At 41.6% G+C, this 21,313-nt stretch carries 22 protein-coding genes; 6 read left to right on the forward strand and 16 right to left on the reverse strand.

Annotated features, from left to right (window positions below; genetic code table 11):
- Positions 1-313: 313 nt before the first annotated feature.
- Genes AC1DO4_RS25195 through AC1DO4_RS25210 form a run of 4 tightly spaced genes read right to left on the reverse strand, consistent with a single transcriptional unit; the run spans position 314 to position 2,187 of the window.
- The gene (locus AC1DO4_RS25195; protein WP_477420456.1) at positions 314-784 is read right to left on the reverse strand and encodes an SRPBCC family protein; all 471 of its coding nucleotides are present in this window, start codon (positions 782-784) and stop codon (positions 314-316) included.
- Between the two features lie 18 nt (positions 785-802).
- Positions 803-1,423 carry an SRPBCC family protein gene (locus tag AC1DO4_RS25200; protein ID WP_477420458.1) on the reverse strand — a complete coding sequence of 207 codons (621 nt, stop codon included), beginning with the start codon at positions 1,421-1,423 and terminating at the stop codon, positions 803-805.
- Between the two features lie 7 nt (positions 1,424-1,430).
- Positions 1,431-1,754 (reverse strand): ArsR/SmtB family transcription factor, encoded by a 324-nt coding sequence (locus tag AC1DO4_RS25205; protein ID WP_477420460.1) that lies wholly within the window; start codon positions 1,752-1,754, stop codon positions 1,431-1,433.
- Positions 1,735-2,187 carry an SRPBCC family protein gene (locus AC1DO4_RS25210; RefSeq protein ID WP_477420462.1) on the reverse strand — a complete coding sequence of 151 codons (453 nt, stop codon included), beginning with the start codon at positions 2,185-2,187 and terminating at the stop codon, positions 1,735-1,737. Before AC1DO4_RS25210 ends, AC1DO4_RS25205 begins: the two co-directional genes overlap by 20 nt.
- 75 nt (positions 2,188-2,262) lie before the next feature.
- On the opposite strand from AC1DO4_RS25210, the gene AC1DO4_RS25215 reads away from it, so the two are divergent.
- Complete coding sequence (locus AC1DO4_RS25215) at positions 2,263-2,436, forward strand: ArsR/SmtB family transcription factor (protein ID WP_477420464.1); 174 nt, start codon at positions 2,263-2,265, stop codon at positions 2,434-2,436.
- 6 nt (positions 2,437-2,442) lie between these two features.
- On the opposite strand, the gene AC1DO4_RS25220 is transcribed toward AC1DO4_RS25215, so the two are convergent.
- The 6 genes from AC1DO4_RS25220 to AC1DO4_RS25245 all read right to left on the reverse strand — a co-directional run bounded on the left by AC1DO4_RS25220 (position 2,443) and on the right by AC1DO4_RS25245 (position 7,782).
- Positions 2,443-3,357 carry a slipin family protein gene (locus tag AC1DO4_RS25220; RefSeq protein WP_477420466.1) on the reverse strand — a complete coding sequence of 305 codons (915 nt, stop codon included), beginning with the start codon at positions 3,355-3,357 and terminating at the stop codon, positions 2,443-2,445.
- A 134-nt stretch (positions 3,358-3,491) separates the two neighbouring features.
- Positions 3,492-4,043: a hypothetical protein gene (locus tag AC1DO4_RS25225; RefSeq protein WP_477420468.1), complete on the reverse strand. Its 552-nt coding sequence runs from the start codon at positions 4,041-4,043 to the stop codon at positions 3,492-3,494.
- Positions 4,036-4,707, reverse strand: coding sequence for a hypothetical protein (locus AC1DO4_RS25230; protein WP_477409023.1), 672 nt, complete (start codon positions 4,705-4,707; stop codon positions 4,036-4,038). Before AC1DO4_RS25230 ends, AC1DO4_RS25225 begins: the two co-directional genes overlap by 8 nt.
- Positions 4,708-5,004: 297 nt before the next feature.
- Positions 5,005-5,508 carry a hypothetical protein gene (locus AC1DO4_RS25235; protein WP_477420470.1) on the reverse strand — a complete coding sequence of 168 codons (504 nt, stop codon included), beginning with the start codon at positions 5,506-5,508 and terminating at the stop codon, positions 5,005-5,007.
- Positions 5,509-5,602: 94 nt separating this feature from the next.
- Entirely contained in the window at positions 5,603-7,402 is a 1,800-nt protein-coding gene (locus AC1DO4_RS25240) for an AsmA family protein (RefSeq protein WP_477420472.1), read from the reverse strand.
- A gap of 188 nt (positions 7,403-7,590) precedes the next feature.
- Entirely contained in the window at positions 7,591-7,782 is a 192-nt protein-coding gene (locus tag AC1DO4_RS25245) for a cold-shock protein (RefSeq protein ID WP_477408123.1), read from the reverse strand.
- A 221-nt stretch (positions 7,783-8,003) separates the two neighbouring features.
- Between AC1DO4_RS25245 and AC1DO4_RS25250 the strand changes: the two genes are divergently transcribed.
- On the forward strand, positions 8,004-8,459 hold the full coding sequence (locus tag AC1DO4_RS25250; protein WP_477420474.1) for a GNAT family N-acetyltransferase: 456 nt from the start codon (positions 8,004-8,006) through the stop codon (positions 8,457-8,459).
- A gap of 24 nt (positions 8,460-8,483) precedes the next feature.
- Positions 8,484-9,284, forward strand: a complete 801-nt coding sequence (locus AC1DO4_RS25255; RefSeq protein ID WP_477420476.1) for a GNAT family N-acetyltransferase — start codon at positions 8,484-8,486, stop codon at positions 9,282-9,284.
- 92 nt (positions 9,285-9,376) lie between these two features.
- Here the strand turns inward: AC1DO4_RS25255 and AC1DO4_RS25260 are convergent, their stop codons facing one another.
- The 3 genes from AC1DO4_RS25260 to AC1DO4_RS25270 form a co-directional block, all read right to left on the reverse strand.
- Complete coding sequence (locus AC1DO4_RS25260) at positions 9,377-10,207, reverse strand: energy transducer TonB (protein WP_477420478.1); 831 nt, start codon at positions 10,205-10,207, stop codon at positions 9,377-9,379.
- Between the two features lie 217 nt (positions 10,208-10,424).
- Entirely contained in the window at positions 10,425-11,246 is an 822-nt protein-coding gene (locus AC1DO4_RS25265) for an energy transducer TonB (protein ID WP_477420479.1), read from the reverse strand.
- 281 nt (positions 11,247-11,527) lie between these two features.
- Positions 11,528-12,370, reverse strand: a complete 843-nt coding sequence (locus tag AC1DO4_RS25270; protein ID WP_477420481.1) for an energy transducer TonB — start codon at positions 12,368-12,370, stop codon at positions 11,528-11,530.
- 295 nt (positions 12,371-12,665) lie between these two features.
- On the opposite strand from AC1DO4_RS25270, the gene AC1DO4_RS25275 reads away from it, so the two are divergent.
- Entirely contained in the window at positions 12,666-13,022 is a 357-nt protein-coding gene (locus AC1DO4_RS25275; protein ID WP_477420482.1) for a hypothetical protein, read from the forward strand.
- A 197-nt stretch (positions 13,023-13,219) separates the two neighbouring features.
- On the forward strand, positions 13,220-14,527 hold the full coding sequence (locus AC1DO4_RS25280; RefSeq protein ID WP_477420484.1) for an ammonium transporter: 1,308 nt from the start codon (positions 13,220-13,222) through the stop codon (positions 14,525-14,527).
- A 347-nt stretch (positions 14,528-14,874) separates the two neighbouring features.
- Here the strand turns inward: AC1DO4_RS25280 and AC1DO4_RS25285 are convergent, their stop codons facing one another.
- The 3 genes from AC1DO4_RS25285 to AC1DO4_RS25295 form a co-directional block, all read right to left on the reverse strand.
- Complete coding sequence (locus AC1DO4_RS25285) at positions 14,875-15,468, reverse strand: DUF4468 domain-containing protein (RefSeq protein WP_477420486.1); 594 nt, start codon at positions 15,466-15,468, stop codon at positions 14,875-14,877.
- Between the two features lie 136 nt (positions 15,469-15,604).
- A complete protein-coding gene (locus AC1DO4_RS25290; RefSeq protein ID WP_477420487.1) occupies positions 15,605-16,651 on the reverse strand; it encodes a porin in 1,047 nt (348 codons plus the stop codon).
- 183 nt (positions 16,652-16,834) lie between these two features.
- A complete protein-coding gene (locus tag AC1DO4_RS25295) occupies positions 16,835-18,457 on the reverse strand; it encodes an ammonium transporter (protein ID WP_477420489.1) in 1,623 nt (540 codons plus the stop codon).
- A gap of 603 nt (positions 18,458-19,060) precedes the next feature.
- On the opposite strand from AC1DO4_RS25295, the gene AC1DO4_RS25300 reads away from it, so the two are divergent.
- Positions 19,061-21,235 carry a glutamine synthetase III family protein gene (locus AC1DO4_RS25300; RefSeq protein ID WP_477420491.1) on the forward strand — a complete coding sequence of 725 codons (2,175 nt, stop codon included), beginning with the start codon at positions 19,061-19,063 and terminating at the stop codon, positions 21,233-21,235.
- Positions 21,236-21,313 lie beyond the last annotated feature (78 nt).

Here is a 21,313-nt window from a genome sequence, read left to right on the forward strand (position 1 = left end):
TAGTTGGGGATTGCTTCGTCGTTCCTCCTCGCAATGACGATTTTTCATATTGATGGTCAGCAACTTACAGTCACGTCATTATAAGGCACGAAGCAATCACCACCTTACAGAGTAGCTTTGCAAATCCGATCTGCATAGTTTGGGATTGCTTCGTACCTCGCAATGACGGTCTGTTTTTTTTTATTTTTAGACAGACTCTAAGTATAAAACTTCTGTCCCTCAGGGTCTCCTCAAAAAGGAACCCGGATGCAAGCGGGGCACATTGCCACACGCGTGCCAGCAGTGGGATGGTAATACCGCGTTGGATACTTTACTAAACTTCGGTTTTTACTATTACATCGGCCTTTAGATGCGGTTGGCCCTTACCTGTAGTGATCAGATTGAGCAAGCTATGCTCCAGAAAATAATTCCAGCCTTTGAAGCAGTCTTGGTAACATTCGCTTTCAGGAACTAAACCCACATGGGTGAAATGCACCTGCGTTTTGCCTTCTTTTTTTGCGATCTCAAAGCAGATCTGGGTGCCGGTCCATTCGGTTTTATCTTCCAGGAAACTGAGGTAACTTTCGGTAACCAACCAAACAACCTTTTCGCCCGGGATCACCTCGGTTAATTTTTGTTTGGAATAGTGCATGTCTGCAAAGCGGACCTCAAATTCATCATTCAGTTTTTCGGAATAACCTTTAAAATCCTCCGACCACCAGGCGCGGATATCATTAATGGCATTAAATACTTCTTCCGGACTTTGGTTTACCAATAAGGTAGTTGTAAAATCGTGTGTTTTCATGTTTGTTTTATTGAGATGTTAATGTTTGATTTTCCACTTATCTGCCAGTTCGGCATTGAAACCGTCCTTGTCTTTCGGGTTAGGTTTTCCCTTTCCGGTAGTAATTAAACTGTAAAGGCTATTGGTAATATAGTTGCCCCAGGCATCGTAGCAAACTTTGTAGCACTCATACTCGGGCACCAGGCCTTCGTGTGTGAATTTTACTTTTGTTTTACCACTTTCTGAAGTAATATCGAAAATGAGTTTAGTGCCTATCCATTCCGTCTTATCTTTTGTAAAGCTGAACTGATTATCCAAAACCTCGTACACCAATTTTTTATCCGGGATCATTTCTATGAGTTTCATTTTACAGATATGCACGTCTTTGTAGTGATAGACGAACACCTCGCCCGGTTTATCTGTCGGGCCTTCTATTTCTTCAGACCACCAGCCGCGAAAGTTTTTGATCGCTTCGAAAGCTGTCTTTGGATCCTGCTCCACTAAAATGGAGGCGGTGTAATTTTTCTTTTCCATATGATGCTGTTTTAAATGGATCACTTTAACCGGATCTTTTATTTCTGTCAATTGCATTGGGCTATTGTTCCGGTTCGGGAACAATAATGCCGCGAGCAGGATCGTGGTGAAATTTGATGTGATCATATTGTTTTTAGTTTGGTAATTTGCTGTTTAATAAAGTTTCTAATTTCTTCAGTTTCGATGCCCAGAATTCATCAAAGTAGTTCAGCCAGGCATGCAGCTCTTCGAAGCCGTCCTTTTTCAGTGTACAGTACCGTTCTCTGCCCATATCCTGTATGGAAATAAAGCCGGCGGTTTCCAGTATTTTAACGTGTTTGGAAACAGCAGGGCGGCTCATGTCGAAATTATCTGCCAGGCTGTTAATGGTCAGGCTGTGCTCCGAGAGCAGCATCAGCATCTTCCTCCTGCTGGGATCTCCGATCACCTGGAAAGTATCAAGCGTTGGTATGGCCATGTGGCGCGGCGTTTAAAAGTTTATCGATGTTCTGGAATTTTTCCAACCAGCCGTGCATCAGGGCGTGGTACATGTCAAGGTTTTCTGCTTTGTCGAAACCGCGGTGGTCCAGGAATACTTCGGTACCGTTGTCTTTGGGTTCAAGTTGCCAGGTAACCACGGATTCCAGCGTGATGCTGCCCTGGCCGGGGCCGCAGTTCCAGGAATAGCTTAATGTTTTTAAAGGGTCTATCTCCAGCACCTTACAATAAAAGATGCCGTCAAAATTCAGGTTGGCCTTTCCGCCTGTCCGGAATTGAAATTCGTGCCCTACAACAGGCTGAAAATCATTTTTCATGAGCCACTGCCCCATGAGTTCGGAATTTGTCAGGTATTCCCAAATCGTCGCAACGGGATGGGCGAAGAAATACTGGTGTTTGATAATTTTTGCCATAATAGGTAACTTTAAGGTTACCCAAATGTATAGGTAACTTCTGAGTTACGCAAATTTATTTTAATTTTTATTCCGGTGAGCCGCCCTGCGGTATCACTGCACCTCAAAGTGCTGAAAGACGCCAAACTGATTACCCTGAAAACCGTAGGCAACAACAATATGTATGAGCTGAACCGGGAAGGTATCCCCGCGATGCGGAATTACCTGGATAAATTTTGGGAAGAAGCCTGGGGGGCATGGGTGAGTTAACTGCCTTTATTTTTTAGCGCTACCTTTGTCTTTGTTTGCTTTTTCCTGGCCTATCCCCATAGTCAGTGCCGTTAACCCTGCCATACTGCCAAGTTGCATGGTATCAATTGCCGAACTGGGTACAATTACTATAGTGGAGTTTTGTTTCAAACCTTCGTAGAGCATATTCATCGCCCTTAAATGCAATGCCACCGGGTTGTTTGCGTAGGTTAAGGCTGCTTCTCCAAACTTTTCGGCCACCTGTTTCTCAGAGTCTCCCAAAATTACCCTGGCCTGCCGTTCTCTTTCTGCCTGTGCCTGCATAGACATGGCGTTCTCCAGTGCGCCGGGGATCAAAACGTCTTTGATCTCCACAGAGTTGACATTGATACCCCATGGCTCGGTACGTTCATCAATAATCTTTTGCAGTATGCCGCTAATTTTCTCCCTTCCTTCAAGCATGTCTGATAACATGGTTTTTCCGATAACATCGCGCAATGCGGTTTGCGAGGCCCAACTAATTGCACCCATATAATCCGCTACTTCGAGGGCAGCTTTTTTCGGGTCCAGCACCTTCCAAAATAATACGGCATCCACATCAACCGGTACGGTGTCTTTGGTAAGGGTTTTTTCGGCCTTAAACGATGTGGTAATCACCCGGGTATCAATCCAGTATGGTATGGTATCCAGAATGGGGATAATGAAAAACAACCCTGGCCCCCTGAGCGATTGAAAACGACCCAGGCGCAATACTACGGCCCTTTCCCAGGGATTGGCAATCTTGATAGCAAGAGAAATTAGCAATGCAACCACAAAGGCGCTTACCACAATGATGCTGCTTGTTGCAATATTCGAAGCATCATATGCCATCCTTGCCGATACAATGCCGATACCAAGAATTAAAAAAAATATGATTACAGGAAACGAATTTTGACTTCTCATATCAAACCACCTCCTAACTGGTTGATATATTGTATAATAAAGTTAATCAAATTGTGCCGCTGATTAGTAATGGTAATCACATATTTTCCGCCCTCTCAGGGTCTCCTTGAAAAGAGACCCTGAGGGGACAAACATTATTCCCTATCAATCTCGCTAACCCGTATCGAAAGGATCCCAAATGCAAAGGTGAGCGACACGAAAACCAGTTGATATACAAATAAAAACAGCAGCATGCTATAGGTTAACATGGCCGATGATGACGCCTGGATAACCGTACGCACATCATCGCGGCCCCATTCTTTAATTAAGTTGGCTTTACTGCCTGTTTCCTGCAGCCCCTGCTTAAGTTCGCCCTGGGGCCATACCGGGAAAAACAAGGGCTTCGAGTCTTTATAGCCCACAACATATTGATTAAAAAGGAACAGGTAAAGAAACAATGTAAGCCCAAATGTTACTATTGAAACAATAGCCAAACGATTAATGGTTTTTATGGAAAGGGAGTTGAAAAAGCCGGAGTTGAACCTCAATATTAAAAGTGTAAATACTCCAAATGACTCTATAATGCCGCAAAACAGGTATTTTGAGCTATCGGGCGGTACCCCTATATTGCTTAAAAGCACCCCCAAACCAGGAATGGTTGCAAACACTCCCGAACCGGTTTTTAAAATAGTTTTCCAGCTATTCATTTTGAAAATCTGCGCTCACTTTTTGGGTTGGTTCTATATCCATGGGCCTGGTATAATGCGTACGGGTAAGAAATTTTTTACCCAATTTAAATACCACGGTATAAACGGTTTCATCAATGGTTACGGCCGTGTTTGTTTGATCACTATCAACCATGTAATCGCTTAACAACTCGATATGTTCTTTCCAGGCGGTGTTTTCAAATTTGCTTTTCCAAATTCTGCGCGGTATTAAATATACGCTGGCTTTTTGCGGCTGCGATTGAAGCGTTAGTTTTATCCTCATATTAATACCGCCATATTTAGCAACCTGCATCTCGCGGCCCCACCAAACAGCCCAGCAGGTGAGCATTTTATGCTGATCATAAATTTTTCGGGGAATGCGTACCTTAATTAAAAAACCGGCAGAATCCTTGTCAATCACCCTTACTAAATCATGATACCAGTTTATTTCGGGGGTATTATACGTAAGGGCAAAGCCTTCAAGCCTGCCTGTAGCTTTTATTTTGGTAGTAGGATTTACGTGTAAAAAGGCCGTTATAACCGAGTCTGTTTTAAGTGTGGTATCAGGATCATTAACCCATTTAGTATAAATTGAATCCAGTTGCCTGGCATAAAACCGAAGACTATCAGCTTGCGAAAAGCCCTTTAAGCTACACGTGAGCATAAAGACCAAAAGTATAGCAGCTTTTTTTAAAACACATCGAAAAGTCATACTAATAGGCTTAAGGGGCGCAGACTGTTTAATATTTTAATTACGGGGCAATTAAAATACCGGCTATTTATAATTGGTTGAATATTAAACTAATATAACTCATAAAAAGGATACTTGCAACCCGTTTTTTGATGTCGTCTCCACAGGGTCGCTCCCCGGGGCTACGATGTGTATACATCTTTTAAATTCTATCGATATTTAAAAATAATTGCCATTTCTAACGGACCCGAGTGTAATGCCCTATATTGTTTATTGACTTAATAATGCGCGCTCAAGTTTCCGTATGTTTCTGTCGACCAAATTAATATTAAGGTCCTCATAATGATCTTCGCGGTATTGGAGTAACAGGTTATAACTCTTTTCGCCGCCGTCAATAAGCTTACCTATATATTTTAATGCTCCTGCTTTGGCATGCTCCATGGTCTTTATCTGTGATAATGACCCATAATACATATGATCGTCATCTGCCAGCGAAAACGCCGGCCGTATTGCAGAATGTACACCGCATGCAGCTTTTATTTTTAAATAAGTTGATTTAAACGACTTAAAATCATTGGTGAAAACTTCTTTTACAGCAGTGTCATCCTTAAACACTTTATAAAATTTAAAACATGGTTTTTTTTCCTTTTCCTGGGATAAACCGCTACTAACTTCTGGAGCGGGTAAAGTAGTCTCCTCTATAATTGTTTGGGGCGCAAAAAAGGCAAGGTCCTCTTCGCATATAACTTCGGATAAAACAGGTAGTGTTTGCATACTTTATGGGTTGATGCCGCAAAGGTGCCGTATGTAGCTTGCCCATAAAATGATGCCCGTCATGCGCATACCCGGTAAGCGTCACTTTTCACATTTACGATTTAACCTTTTCCCTAAACTTTTTATCTTCTTTTTCTTTGTTCTCCCTGGCTTTTTTTAATGCTTCTGCCTGCTCCTTTCGTTCCTTTTGGGTGATGGGTTGGTTTTTAGTTTTTTCGTCGGCCTTGCCTATGCCTGCACAGCCTTTGATGCCGTTAAGCAGGGCAAGCCATATGGTTTTAAAGAAGGGGAAATTTTTAGGGCGTATAAATGCCACCTCGGCTACACGGGGGATTAGCTTACCTTCATCCGGGTTATCATTTTTTAGTATCACCGCGTTGGCCAGCAGCGATATTAACGATCGTTTGGCATAACCTTTTTCTTCATCGCGTTTCAGCACTTCTACCCCCAGGTTATGATACAAAAAGGTTACTTTACCTGTGGATGTTTTTTGGTTGCCGCGAATATCAAAGTCGAGGCTTTTAACCGTACCCGATGTAAACCTCACCATTCCCAGCGGCATTACCGCCGGGTTGGCGGTCCGTATATCCATAGCGCCCAGGTGCCCTTTGTAACTGTAGCTGTAAGCCGCATCGGCAAGGTTAAAGCTAAAGGTAAGGTTAAGCTTTCCCTTCCTCATAAACATGGTGCTTAGGTTAACTGTACATAAGGGTTGTTTTTGCAGTATCGCCTTATTATTGGTGATGTTAAGGAACCTGCCGGTAACGTTTTCAAACCTTACGGTACCGATTTTGCCCGATTTGTTTTTTTTGAACTCAGTTGAGCTTACATCAATGTTTTTAATATCCAGCGTATCTACCTGCAGCCCGGTTTTAAGCTGGCGGATAGCCCAGTTGGGGAAGGTGACCAGCCTGTCGGTTGTTTTAAGCGGTCCATTGGGATTGCTAAATACCCCAAAAGCTCCCTTATAAATGCTCATCCGGGAAACATACAGGTTTTGCTGCCTGCGATAGCTGCGGTAATCAAAATGATGAAAGGTAATTGCATCCAGGTGCAGGTTAAAGCGGCTGCCTTTGCTTTTGGCAAAAAAAGTTTTCGCATCCAGCGGCTGCATATCAACCCCGGCAATATCCAGCCGGGCACTGCGTGTTGATAGCTTTACCGACCTGATTTTATAGGTATACAGCCCACCCGCCGATTTGCCTGTATAATGCTTCAGTTCGGTCACTATATCACGGCAATACAAGGTGCGGGATGTATCCGTTTGCGAGGCAGAATCTATCAGCAGGTCGGTAGCCTGCAGGTCTATCTCTTTCAGCACAGATACCGATGGCTTTGGGCCGGATTTGTCACGATACGTAAAATTGACATTATCCAGTTGGATCTTACCTACATGAATAAGCCGGAAGCTTTTGGAGATTTTTTGATAAAGGGTGCGCTTATCCTGCCGTTTTTTTTCGTGCGGCTTATCGGCATACTTGCTGATATATACTTCAGGGTTGCTGAAACGGATCAGCCCGACCTCTACTTTCTTCCGCAACCATACCGACAGCGGGTGGGCATTGGAAACTTCCAGGCGTTTTACCTTAAGTTCCAGTAAATTGTTGGGGGCACGCCCGCTTTGCAGCAAGCGGTGGTATACAGCGGTATCGGGACTAAAAGTGATATCATACAACACGGCGCTGCCGCTAAACACGTGTAATTCGGCTTTACTGAAATTTACGTGGTACAGGCTGTCCGTCCCTTTAAGCACCGTTTCCTTTAATTTTGCCGAAAGCCTTGCCCTTAAAAAGCTATTTAAAAACAATACCACCAGCAATGCAATGAAGGCCAGCACTGCTAAACTGATTAATGTTATTTTTTGCCACCTGTGTTTTAAAACTGAAACTGCCATATGATCTGCCTCGGGTTAAGCGACCTGYGCGGCGGCTTTTAAACATGAGTAACAACCAAACAGCGAATTTGTTAACCTTTTAAATCGCTATTCGCGGCAGAATCTTCAACAACATTACAGTAGCAGCCGGGCATAAAAAAAGCCCTCTCCCAAAAGGAGAAGGCTTCACGAATGATTATAATAGAGTATTAAACTATTTTTACATTTACGGCATTAGGACCTTTGCGGCCTTCTTCTACGTTATAACTAACTGAATTATTCTCGCGAATGTTGTCAATTAAACCTGAAGAGTGTACGAAGATTTCGCTTCCACCATTATCTGGTGTAATAAATCCGAAACCTTTTTCGTCATTAAAAAATTTTACTGTTCCTTGTTGCATTATATTATATTTAATAAGCCGCAAAGGTACGTATAATTTAGGACATTTTTACTATTGGTAAATTTATTTAAGTTTTTGTTAAATAAATACTTTCAAGGTCCCTCTGCAAAGGGGCTCCTTGAAGAAATGTCCTTTCCATCTTTCGTCCTTTGTCTGAAAGGCCTTGTTCCTTTGTCCAAAAGCCCTTGCTCCTTGCTCCAACTTGTACTATTTTTACCTCAATGAAAAACATCCGCCTTGCCAGAACTACCAGCGACAACCTCGATTTCAGGATATTGACTAACGAGCTGGACGCTGATCTTCGTGACCGCAATGGCGACGTTATGAACCTATACGACGAGCATAATGCGATAGATAAAATTGACACGGTGGTAATCGCCTATTTAAACAACCAACCGGCAGGCTGCGGATGTTTTAAATCGTTCGATACCGAAGCGGTGGAAATTAAAAGAATGTTTGTACGCCAAAATGCACGCGGAAACGGCATCAGTACCACGATATTAAAAGAGCTGGAAAACTGGGCGCTTGAATCAGGCTATCGGTATGCCGTACTGGAAACCGGCAGCAAGCAGCTGGAAGCGCTTAGCTTGTACCCAAAAACGGGTTATGTACGTACCCCTAACTATGGTGTGTATGTTAATTTACCCGATAGCATTTGTTTCAGGAAAGCTTTGTAAATATTGATGCTTTTTAACGGGAAGATGGAAGTACAAACCCTAAATCATAATGACGTAAACCTGCTTCATACCTTACAACCAGATGGGTGGCCGGATATTACGCCCAACTTCTGCTTTTACACAGCATCACCTTTCTGCTTCCCTATAAAAATTATTATCGACGGTAAAATTGCCGGCATTGGTGCTGCAATTATTCATCATGAAATAGCCTGGCTCGGCCATATAATTGTCCACGCAGAACAAAGAGGTAAAGGAATTGGCAGCTATATTACCGAAACCCTGGTTGATATTGCAAAACAACATAATTGTCAAACTATTAATTTAATTGCAACTGACCTTGGAGCACCCGTTTACGAAAAAGCAGGCTTTACCACAGAAACCGAATACCTGTTTTTCAAAGACATTCATTTAGGAAAACAACCCTCATTTTCGCCCCATATTAAACCATACGAAAAGGCATTAAGAGAACAAATTGCCGAAACAGATCGCTTAACTTCACAGGAAGACCGGATGTTTTTCTTTGAAGAACACCTTACAAGCGGATTGCTGTATTGCAGCAATAATATTGTTGAGGGTTTTTATTTACCCACCCTTGGCGAAGGTTTGATAATTGCGAACACCGCACCGGCAGGAATTGAACTCCTGAAATTACATCTTAATACCAACGATAAAGTTGCATTCCCGAAAGACAATTTACACGCTGCTACATTTTTGCGTGAAAAAGGATTTAAAGAATTCCGCACCGCCAAACGAATGCGGTTAGGTAAAAGCAGTAACGTAATGCTATCAAATATCTATAGCAGAATAGCAGGAAATATTGGTTAAGGTAAAATAAAAAGCCCCGCATAAAGCAGGGCTAAAACCACATCACTTATCTACCATCATCACACACAAGTCTCGCAACCCGAAACATGTGCCTAATTACTATCAGCTAACTGGAAATTCATAGGTATTACATATTTAACGCGCACCGGCTGTCCGTTCTGCATACCCGGTTTCCAGGCCCTGGCCAGCTTTAACACACGTGTAGCCTCTTCATCAAATCCATATCCTGCCTCACGCTCAACCTTTATATTTGATAGTTGACCGTCCTTTTCAATAACAAAACTCATCAACACATTCCCGGATTTACCCTGCTCCTGCGCTACGGCCGGGAACCTCAGGTTTTTTTGTAAAAACTTGCTCCAGGCAGCTGCGCCTCCTATAGGCTCGGGCATAACTTCAAGTGTGCGACTATTTGCATCACGAATTACATTATCAACAGGTGCGGGACCGTCTTCACCGGTGCCTGTTTCAGGTTTAATAACATTGTCGCCGCCGGCCGGGCCTTTAACATTTTCAGGGCCGATAGCTCCTTCTATTTTGGCAATTATAGGTGGGTCAACCGGCGGATCATTCGGCACAATAGCAGGTGTGATATACCTGGTAGTTTGAGCAGGGGTTGCCGGTTTTACAGGATCAGCAGATTTTGGGGGTTCAACTTTTTTAGGCGCTGCTTTAACCGGGGGTTCAATCAATCTTGGTATAGGTATATCGTTAATAATCCTTAAGCCAGGGTCAGGCTTATGTTTAAAAACAAAACTTACCGCTATTAAAACAGCAAGCCCTGCAAAGGTTAAGGCCATGGCTTTGCTCATGGTACGGCTATAATGCTGTCTCAGTTCGTAAGCGCCGTATGCTTTGTTACGATGGTCAAATACAAGGTCGAGCCACTCGGCATTGTACAAATTAAATTTCGAAATACTCATCTCCAACAAATTAAGTTTCTTTTAAATCAAAAATACAAAATTATATTTCATAAAATCAATTATATTAAAATTTTTATTTCGAATTTTAAGAAATTTATCCCCATTAATATTGTCCGCACAAAAAAGCCCCCGCATTAGGCGGAGGCTAAAACCACATCACTTATCTACCATCATCACATGCGGATCTCGCAATCCGAAACCCGCTTTTCATTACTCACTATTGATCAGCCAACTGAAAATTCATCGGTATTACATATTTAACGCGCACCGGCTGCCCGTTTTGCATCCCCGGTTTCCAGGCTTTGGCCAGCTTTAACACACGTGTAGCCTCTTCATCAAATCCATACCCTGCACCACGCTCAACCTTTATATTTGACAATTGACCATCCTTTTCGATAACAAAACTCATAAATACCCTACCGGATACACCCTGCTCCTGTGCCACGGCCGGGAACCTCAGGTTTTTTTGTAAAAACTTACTCCAGGCAGCTGCGCCCCCCATAGGCTCGGGCATAACTTCCAGGCCGTTAAAATCATGTATGGTATTATCAACCACCGGACCTGTACCTCCACCACCGGCAGGGCCCTTATCTGCAATAACATTTCCCGGCTTATCATCCCCTTTGCTATCTACACTGCCAATAGTGCTTGCCTGTAACTCAGCCGTAGTATGCGGTTGAACTACCGGATCGGCAGCAACTACAACCGGTGGCGGGCTTGCCAGCGTTTTAACTGGTTCAACCGGTTTTGCAGGCTCTGATTTCGGGGGATCAGCTTTTTTGGGCGGTGTTACAGGCGGTTGAATGAGAACAGTAGTAAGATCAACTGGAGTTATTTTGACAATTTTTTCAGGACTGGGTTTAAACACAATACTGGCTACTATTAAAACAGCAATTCCTGCAAAGGTCAGGCCCATGGCTTTCGTCATGGTGCGGCCATAATGTTGTCTTAATGCGTAAGCACCATATTCTTTGTTACGATGGTCAAATACAAGGTCGAGCCACTCGGCATTGTACAAATTAAATTTCTCTATAAGCATGGTTTTAAAAATTAAATTTCTTCTTTAACGAATATACATACATTATATTTTATAAAATGCAAAATATAGCACTTTTTTATAAAAATAAATTTCATCAGAATTTCATCTTAAAAGGTGAGTTTATAGGTTCCGTTTCTTCAGCATAGCGCTAAAAAAGCCTGAAAAAACGGGCTTTACCTTTAACAAAAAGCCCCGCATAATGCAGGGCTAAAAAACTACTACTCATTAACACTACTTTGTATCTTTACCTTTGCTCTTTCCATTCTTGCTCCTTTATATTACTAATTACTCTGATCTGCTAACTGGAATTTAATAGGTATTACATATTTAACACGTACCGGCAGACCGTTTTGCATGCCTGCTTTCCATGGTTTGGCCAGCTTTAGTACACGCAGCGCTTCTTCATCAAACCCAAACCCGGCACCGCGCTCAACCGCTATGTTTGATAAATGGCCATCTTTTTCTACAACAAAACTCATAATTACCCTGCCAGATACACCCTGCTCCGATGCTACAACCGGATATCTTAAGTTTTTCTGTAAAAACCCGCTCCAAGCCGATACGCCGCCAACCGGTTCGGGCATAACTTCCAGGGCAGTAAAATCATGTATGGTGTTATCCACCACAGGAACAACCACCGGTACAGTACCGGTACCTCCCTTGGTTCCTGTATTATCAAGCACATTATCAACGTTTCCACTACCCGGAACCTTAATATCTACATTGCCAATAGCACCTTCAATTTTGCTGATTACAGGCGGCTCAACAGTTGGTCCTTTACTAACAATCACAGGGGTAACAAACCTTGTTGTTGTCACTCGAGGCATTGGTTTAGCCGGGGCTGCAGGTTTTGGTGGTTCAGGCGGTTTTACGGGTGCAATTGGTTCAATAAGCTGCGGCGAAAGATCTACCATTGTTATTTTGACCATTTCGGGTGGTTTGGGTCTAAAAATCACACTAAGTACTACAAACACAGCAACACCAGCCAAAGTTATGCCCAATGCTTTTGCCAAAGTACGCTTATAATGCTGCCTTAATTCGTACGCACCGTATGCTTTGTTACGGTGGTTAAATATAAAATCGAGCCACTCGACGTTATACAAATCAAATTTGGCCGAATGCATTTTATTAAGAATTAAATATTACCATATAACGATTTTACATGTATAATATTTTACAAAAACAAAAATACTCTATCAATGAGCAGATAGATCCAATAAAAAAACTTACCTTTTATAAAAATCGACCACCCTGACATTTCATCAAATAAAATGCCCTTAAATTTAATTTTAATAGGTTTTTTATTTAAATAGTAAACTTTAAAAACAAAATATGTACATATTTCCCATCTAAATGCACAAAAAGTTAAAATATTCATAAAAAAGGCATGATTATTTTATTTTTTTACTACATTTAAATATGGTTAACAGGCTTTATCAATTTACTGCCTTATTTTTTGTGCTCTTTTCGGGGTTTTCAGCCTCGGCAAGGGGTGGATTATACCATATTACCCACAAAGAAGAAAAAAAAACCTCCGTATCGGCTACAACGGCGCATCATAATCCTTATAATTATGACTACCTTTTGCATAACGTACCGGTACAACTCATCAACCTGCAGCAACACCGGGGTGCACATCCGCTGCAAGGCATTTATACAAGCCCCAATTTTTACACTATACATGTAAAGTATCTTAATTTTATTTGCGGTAGGGGCACCAGCGAGCTATCGCGTTTCCGCAAACTTATCCTTTTTCCATTTCATAATTTCTGGTAATAGCTAAACAATTTTATCTGGTTTGCGCTGATTACGCAAAGCGGATTTTATTGTTTTTTAAAAAATTTAGTTTTAATGCTGAAGGCATTTTGATTGGATGACTTCTTCAGTATTAGTTTTTGAAACTGCCCGGTATTTTGATTGGGTGCCGGGCGGTTTCTTATTAATTTTATTAACTATTCCCTAATTCCCGAAGCATGAAAAGATTCATACCATTTGGCATACTATTAATTATAATTGTATTAGCCCTCGTATTCCCATCTGTTACCTTAACAACTATTAAAGACAGTAAAATTGATACGGGCGATACCGCCTGGCTATTGGTTAGTACTGCCCTTGTATTGATCATGACACCCGGCCTTGCCTTTTTTTACGGCGGTATGGTGAGCAAAAAAAACGTACTATCAACTATGCTGCAAAGCTTTGTGTGCATGGGCGTAATTACCGTAATATGGGTTATTTTTGGTTTTAGCCTTGCATTTGGCGATACCATTGGCGGTTTCATTGGCGATCCGCGTACCTTTTTTATGATGAAAGGCACCCTGGGTAACGCTACCTGGAAACTTGCTCCTACTATCCCCCTGGTATTATTTGCCATGTTCCAGTTAAAATTCGCCGTAATTACACCCGCGCTGATCACCGGCGCTTTTGCCGAGCGTATCCGCTTTAACTCCTATGTTATTTTCCTTTGCCTGTTTATGATATTTATATACGCGCCGCTGGCCCACACAACATGGCATCCGGATGGTTTTCTGTTCGGAAAAGGCGTACTTGACTTTGCGGGTGGCACTGTAGTACACATGAGCGCGGGCTGGGCAGCACTTGCATCAGCCCTGTATTTAAAAGGACGTAACGAAGTTACACATACTCCAGCCCGCATCAGCTATGTACTGTTAGGTACCGGTTTATTGTGGTTTGGCTGGTTTGGTTTTAACGCAGGTTCGGCATTAGGTTCTGGCACACTTGCTGCAACAGCTTTGGCTACTACAACTACAGCATCTGCGGCCGCGGCAATGTCCTGGATGTTCTTTGATATCCTACGTGGTAAAAAACCAAGCGTATTAGGTGCCTGTATTGGCGCTGTAGTAGGTCTGGTGGCTATTACACCTGCTGCCGGCTTCGTAACAGTACCCCACTCATTAATTATTGGTATAGTTGCAGCCGTGGTAAGTAACCTGGTGGTAATATGGAGAACCAAAACCAGTATTGATGATACACTTGATGTATTCCCCTGCCATGGCGTAGGCGGTATGGTTGGTATGTTGTTAACCGGTGTATTTGCCCATCAAAACGTTAACTCGGCCAATACTACCGGCAACGGATTATATTATGGCGAAACMCACTTGTTTTTACTTCACCTGGTAACTTTAATTGGTGTATCGGCATTTGCATTTTTTGGTTCACTAATACTGTTAAAAATAACAGATATGATCAGCACCCTGCGTGTAACCCCTGAAGAAGAGCGTGCCGGTTTGGATCTGAGCCAACACGACGAAGGACTATAATAATTAAATATGCCAATTTGCGCGAATGAATTAATGAACTTTTGTCAATAAATCATCAAACATCAATTAACACAAAAAATTAACGTTTTTATTATTATCTCGCCAGATTAATAAAAAACTAAAGCCGTCCCATATTAAAAGGGGCGGCTTTTTTTTGGAACAAGAACTTTTGGAACAAGAACTTTTGGAGCAAAGACTTTTGGACAAAGGACAAAAGACTTTCAGACAAAGGACGGGAGAGGGGTGTAAAAAAAATAAATTAAAACAAAGCATCCGATTGTCAATTCCCCCTAATGACTAATCCCCCACGCAAAAAGACTAATGAACAAGTAAACCAATGAACCAAATCACCACTCCTTGGTTGATATCTTCCTGATCCCTTTTTCCTCTTTGGGCAGCGAAGAGGTTTTTAGCATGTATGATTTTAATACCGCACCAACCTGGCGGCTGTTTTGCAATACTTTATCAAGATAAACGGCAAGATCCGCCTTGTCTATTTTATCCTTAGCCTCTTCCAATGGTATATTAATACCAGGTACGGGCACATCCATACCATACCTGTCGCGCTGGTATGGTATATAAACAAAATTGGTAAACCAGTAACGATATTTGGCATCTTTCACTTCTATCCTGGAGGTATATGTTATTTCGCCACCCGCGCTGTTTAATATCAGTGCCTTTTTGGTAATCTTAAAACTCCCCTTGCCTGTCAACACGCCTTGTGCCTCATCGGTAACCGATAGTTTTAATTTACTTTTTATCGCTGCGGTTTTCATAAAATACAAACCCCTGCGGTACAAAGTATCCTTTATCAAACCATCCTGTACTACGGTTTGATAATAAATGTATTTATTATGCTCATCAAAAGCCAGTGAGTCCTTTTGGGCCACAGCGACTTTAGCAAACATGACGCATATAAAAGCTAAAAGTATATTTTTCATAGATTGGCATTATATTTACGTACAATAAAACCATCACAGCCTATACCTTATATTTCCTGTTGGTTTTACCCTATAAAGATAAAAAGCCCCCCGATATAATCAGGAGGCTTTTATTAAAAGATGCTATTTATTTATATTAGAAAGCATAAACAGCTGCCATTACAAATTGTGAGGCAGTTTTAGATGGATCTCCTGAATGGTTAATGAATGCCTCTTTTGATCCGTTATCAAACCTGATTTCAGGAATAAATGCCAAAGGCCCTGCTTTGATGTTAGCAGTAAATGTTATCGCAGTAACAGATTCACCTGGCGCAGGACCAAAAGTAGTTACACTTCCTGTTTTAGTTTTAAAGTATTCGCCCCTTAAACCTAAAGTTACAGCTTTTGAAACTGCAATTTGAGGATATAAAGCTACACCTGTAAAACCACCTGTTCCTACTGCTTTAGCTGCAGAAAAATCAGCTGCATTTAAACCTAATTTGAAGGCATCGGTTATTTGATAAGCAGTAGTCAAATCAACTTCGGTACCTGATAATTTTCCGGTAACTAAGTTTAAATAAGCTGTCCATCCTTTTACAGGCGCAACCATTAACTGTGCGCCGAAAGTGTTAACCTTTTTGGCAGATGTGTAAACATTCCAGGCATCATTAAATGCACCAGCCATTAAGCTCACCTTGTCGCTAAACGCATAGGTAAATTTAACTCCTGCATTCTGGAACGGGCCATTAGTGAACAAATATGAGGTAGAATAGTTAAAGTTAGCAACAGGGCTAATAACTTCATAACCTACAAATGTTGCCATAAAACCACCTGTAACGTTAAATTTGTCAGTAATATCATAACCAACATATAAGTTTTGTATATGGTATGAATCTCCGCTTGCACCAGGCACAATTGACTGCTCCTGGCCTCTTGGACCAAATGCTATTTCGCCAACAAAGGAAGCTTTACCAACTTTTTTCTTTAGGCCTATATCAACCATACCAATTGATACAGAGTTATGATCGCTGGCAAAACTGGTGGGAATTTGTGACCCTTTATCGGCAAAATCAAACTTATAATAAGTATCTACCGAACCGTAAATAATTAAAGGCGCATCCGATGTGGTTTTCACCGTATCCTGTGCTTTAACTGTAAAAGCAGCAATGCTAAAAAATGATAAAAGTAAAAGTGTTTTTTTCATGATAACGATTTAATTGATTTGAATTTGATTTGGGGTTGGATAAAACTTTCCCATTAGGCTAATGCACAACATAGCCCGAATGTAAAAGCGGTTAAAATTTAAAAGATTATTAAAATACCTGTGCGGTTGGTAAGCAGGTTGTCGGTACCAGCAACCAACCGCACAAGATATTACAGTGTTTTATTATACTGCAGATGGAGATTTTACACCTTTATCAAAAAGGCCGCTTAGGCTGATCTCATCTTCCTGGGCAGGATAAACTTCGATACCGTGATCGAATACATCGATACCACCGGCACCGGTTTCGCCTTCTTCTTCAATACGTAGTTTCCAAGGGTTAGGTAATTTGTTGATGATAAACATCATTGCAAAGGTTACTATAAACACAGCTGCTGTAATGGTGAAGCTACCAATAGCTTGTGCCTTTAGCACACCAAAACCACCACCGTAAAGTAAACCAGTAACCGGTGCTGTATTATCAGGACCAGTTGGGCCTGTAAAACCATATTGCCCTGATGCAAATAAACCTAATGATAATGTACCCCAGATACCGTTTAAACCGTGTACAGATACTGCACCAACCGGATCGTCGATACGGAACCACTCAATAAGGTAAACACCTGCAAATATGATAACACCCGCAACCGCACCTAACAGGATTGAACCCAACGGACTAACCCAGTAGCAAGGGCAGGTGATAGCAACTAAACCAGCTAAGAAACCATTGATAGTAAAAGCAAGATCAAACTTTCCTTTTGTTGGGCCAAACCACAATGCAAAAAGCATAGCAGAGAAACCACCGGCGCAGGCAGCAAGTGTAGTATTGGCAGCAACACGGCCAATACCCTGCATATCCATTGCAGATAATGTTGAACCAGGGTTAAAACCATACCATCCAAACCACAGGATAAAACCACCCACTGCAGCAACTAATAAGTTGTGGCCCGGAGGTAATCCGCCTTTTTCTTTATCGTCGCGGGCAAATATTCTGCCTAAACGTGGGCCCAACACCATTGCACCTGCCAATGAAGCAACACCACCAATAGTGTGTACCACTGTTGAACCGGCAAAATCGCGGAAAGGCTGAGCGCTTATTGACTGGAAGAAACCTGAAGTTCCCATTGTAGCAAGGAAACCATCCGGTCCCCAGGCCCAGTGACCAATTATTGGGTAAATAAAACCTGTAATACCTATACTGTATAAAATATCGCCACGGAAGCTGGTACGGCCAATCATTGCACCCGAAACGATAGTTGAGCAAGTATCAGCAAAAGCGTACTGGAATATCCAGTGTGCCAAAACAGGGATACCTGTTGAACCGTAAGTTTCCGGCGTGTTTTGAAGGAAGAACCAGTTGGTGATGGTTTTACCATCAGCGCCTAATCCGCCCCAGCCAATGAAACCGTTGCCATTGCCAAACATAAAGGCATAACCTATGGCATAAAATAACAAGCCGCAAAGGCAAGTATCAAAAATACACTCCATTAAAACGTTCACCGTTTCTCTTTTGCGGGCAAAACCTGCTTCAAGCATAACGAAACCCGCCTGCATACCAAATACTAAAAAGGCTGCAACCAGTGTCCAAACAGTGTTAACCGTATTAATTAACGATGTTTCGTGGGCCGTGTAAGTATCGGCTGCATGTGCAGATGTGCCAAAAATACCTGGCAACACCATCATTGCTGCAAATACCAGCAAAAGGCCGATCATTTTTCCTGTAAAAATGGTAGCACCCAGCGCCCATTTATCTCGTGTCAGCTGTCGGACTGAACTCAGGAGGTTTAATTTTGTAGAACTCGCTTTCATTTGTTTTTTAATTTAGTTTGATTGTTTTTTAATAGTTTAATTTAGTTTGATTGTTGTATAATATAAATTGTTTGATTAGGGGTAAATTTTAAAAAATCGATTTTTTACACACACTCTTTAGGTTTTGACCAATAAAAACTACACTTTTTTATAAAAAATATAATATTTACACGGTTTCTATAAATTATTTCATGAAATTAGGTAGATATTTTAACAATAACAAATCTTTAACAAAAAAAACATAATAAAAATCATAAAAATTATTGAAATCGTAATTTAAACTTAAAAACACAGCTAATTTTATTGAATTTTAAATTTAAAAATGTCATAAATACATACAAAGCCAATTTAAAAACAGAAATTAAGCATTTTAAAGCACAAAATGGATTTTTTTTTCATTTTTGAGCAAAAAATGTAAAAAAATCAGCACAAAAAGCAAATTTTATACATAATCAGCATTTAAAATTCACTTTCTATATTTAAACAAATTATTGATCCGGCAGGTCCGTACCACTTCCTTCTATATATTTCATTAAATTTTGATGCATATTTAAAGGATAGTTCTATTTTTGGTTTTGCCTTTATATTAAACCGCATATAATTATGTCCAACATTCGATTTCAAGCACTGCAGGATGTTCTGAACAGAACCATCCCTGAAGTTAAACCACCTGCTGCAAAAATCTCCGATTATTTTGGCGCCAATGTTTTCGATAAAAAGAAAATGAAAGAATACCTTTCAACAGAGGCGTACCAGGGTATAGTAAACTCTATTGAAAAAGGTGAACCCATCCCCCGCGACCTGGCTGAACAGATAGCATCGGCCATGAAATCATGGGCATTAGGGAAAGGGGCAACACATTATACCCACTGGTTTCAGCCCCTTACCGGAACAACCGCCGAAAAGCATGACGCTTTTTTTGAGCCTACTGCTGATGGCGGCGCAATTGAACGCTTTAGCGGCGATGCTTTATCTCAACAGGAGCCGGATGCATCCAGCTTCCCGAGCGGCGGTATCCGCAATACTTTTGAGGCCCGTGGTTATACAGCCTGGGACCCTTCTTCGCCCGCGTTTTTAATGGCGCGTACCTTATGTATCCCAACTGTATTTGTATCATACACCGGCGAGGCTCTTGATTACAAAGTGCCTTTATTAAAGGCACTAAGCGTACTGGATAAAGCGGCTGTTGATGTGTGCCATTACTTTGATAAGGGAATTGAAAAGGTTAACGCCTCATTGGGCCTGGAACAGGAATATTTTTTGGTTGATATTGCCTTATTTAACGCACGCCCCGATATGTATTTAACCGGCCGTACGCTTTTTGGTCATATATCTGCCAAAAACCAGCAATTGGAAGATCATTACTTTGGCTCGATACCTGAGCGGGTATACGCCTACATGCAGGATATGGAGGCCGAAGCTTTATTATTAGGTATCCCGTTAAAAACACGGCATAACGAGGTTGCGCCATCGCAATTTGAGTGCGCACCTATTTATGAGGAAATAAACCTGGCCATTGATCACAATCAGCTCCTGATGGATTTGATGGACCGTGTAGCCAGGCGGCATAACTTTAAGGTATTGCTGCATGAAAAACCGTATGCAGGTATTAATGGATCCGGGAAACACAACAACTGGTCGTTGATAACCAATACGGGGAAAAACCTGTTGTCGCCGGGCAAAACGCCTAAGAACAACCTGATGTTCCTTACGTTTTTTGTGAACACCATAAAAGCGGTTTATGAGCACGCCGACCTGTTGAGGGCTTCTATAGCATCGGTTAATAACGACCACCGCTTGGGTGCCAACGAGGCTCCACCTGCCATTATATCCATTTTCCTGGGCAGCCAGTTAAATGATGTTTTGGATGAGATAGAAACCTCCAGGATCAGTAAAAAAATAAAAGAGGACAACTTATTATGGCAGGGCATCCCCAAGATTCCGCAGATATTGCCCGATAATACCGACCGTAACCGCACTTCGCCTTTTGCATTTACAGGCAATAAGTTTGAGCTGAGGGCAGTTGGCTCATCGGCAAATTCGGCCAGCCCAATGACCATATTAAACCTCATTGTTGCAGATCAACTTAAAAAATTCAAGTACGATGTTGATAAGCTGATTAAAAAAGGCGAAAAGAAAGACCTTGCCCTTTTGATCGTAATAAAAAAATACATCAAGGAATCAAAAAACATACGTTTTGAGGGCAACGGCTATAGCGACGAATGGGAAAAAGAAGCGGCATCACGCGGCTTAGCCAACATAAAAACAACACCTAAAGCGCTTGATGCACTCCTGTCAGAAAAATCGGAGATCCTGTTTGCCGAAACAGGCGTGTTTACGCCCCGCGAAGCCCATGCGCGTCATGAGATCTTACTGGATAGCTTTTACAAAAAACTACAAATAGAGGCACGCGTAATCGGCGAACTGGTTTTAAACGTGATTATACCGGCAGCTGTTGGCTATCAAACCAAGCTTATTGAGAATGTAAAGGGATTAAAAGACCTTGGTCTTGCTGCATCAACCTACGAAGCTCAGCTTGATATTATCAACAAAATAGCCGAACACGTAAACTTTATTAAAACCAATGTAGAACAAATGGTTGATGAGCGCAAAAAAGCCAATGCTATCGAAGATATTCGTCAGCGCGCCATTGAATATGATGAAAAAGTAAAATCATTCTTCGCGCCCATCCGTTACCGTGTAGATAAACTGGAACAACTTGTTGACGATAGATTGTGGCCGCTACCAAAATTCAGGGAGCTGTTGTTTATTAAATAGACACGAATTTCACGAATAAAGGCGAATTTTCACGAATCAAATGGGAATGCCACTAATTTTTAGGAGTTAGTGGCATTT

The sequence above is a fragment of the Mucilaginibacter sp. P5_A6 genome (assembly GCF_056400585.1).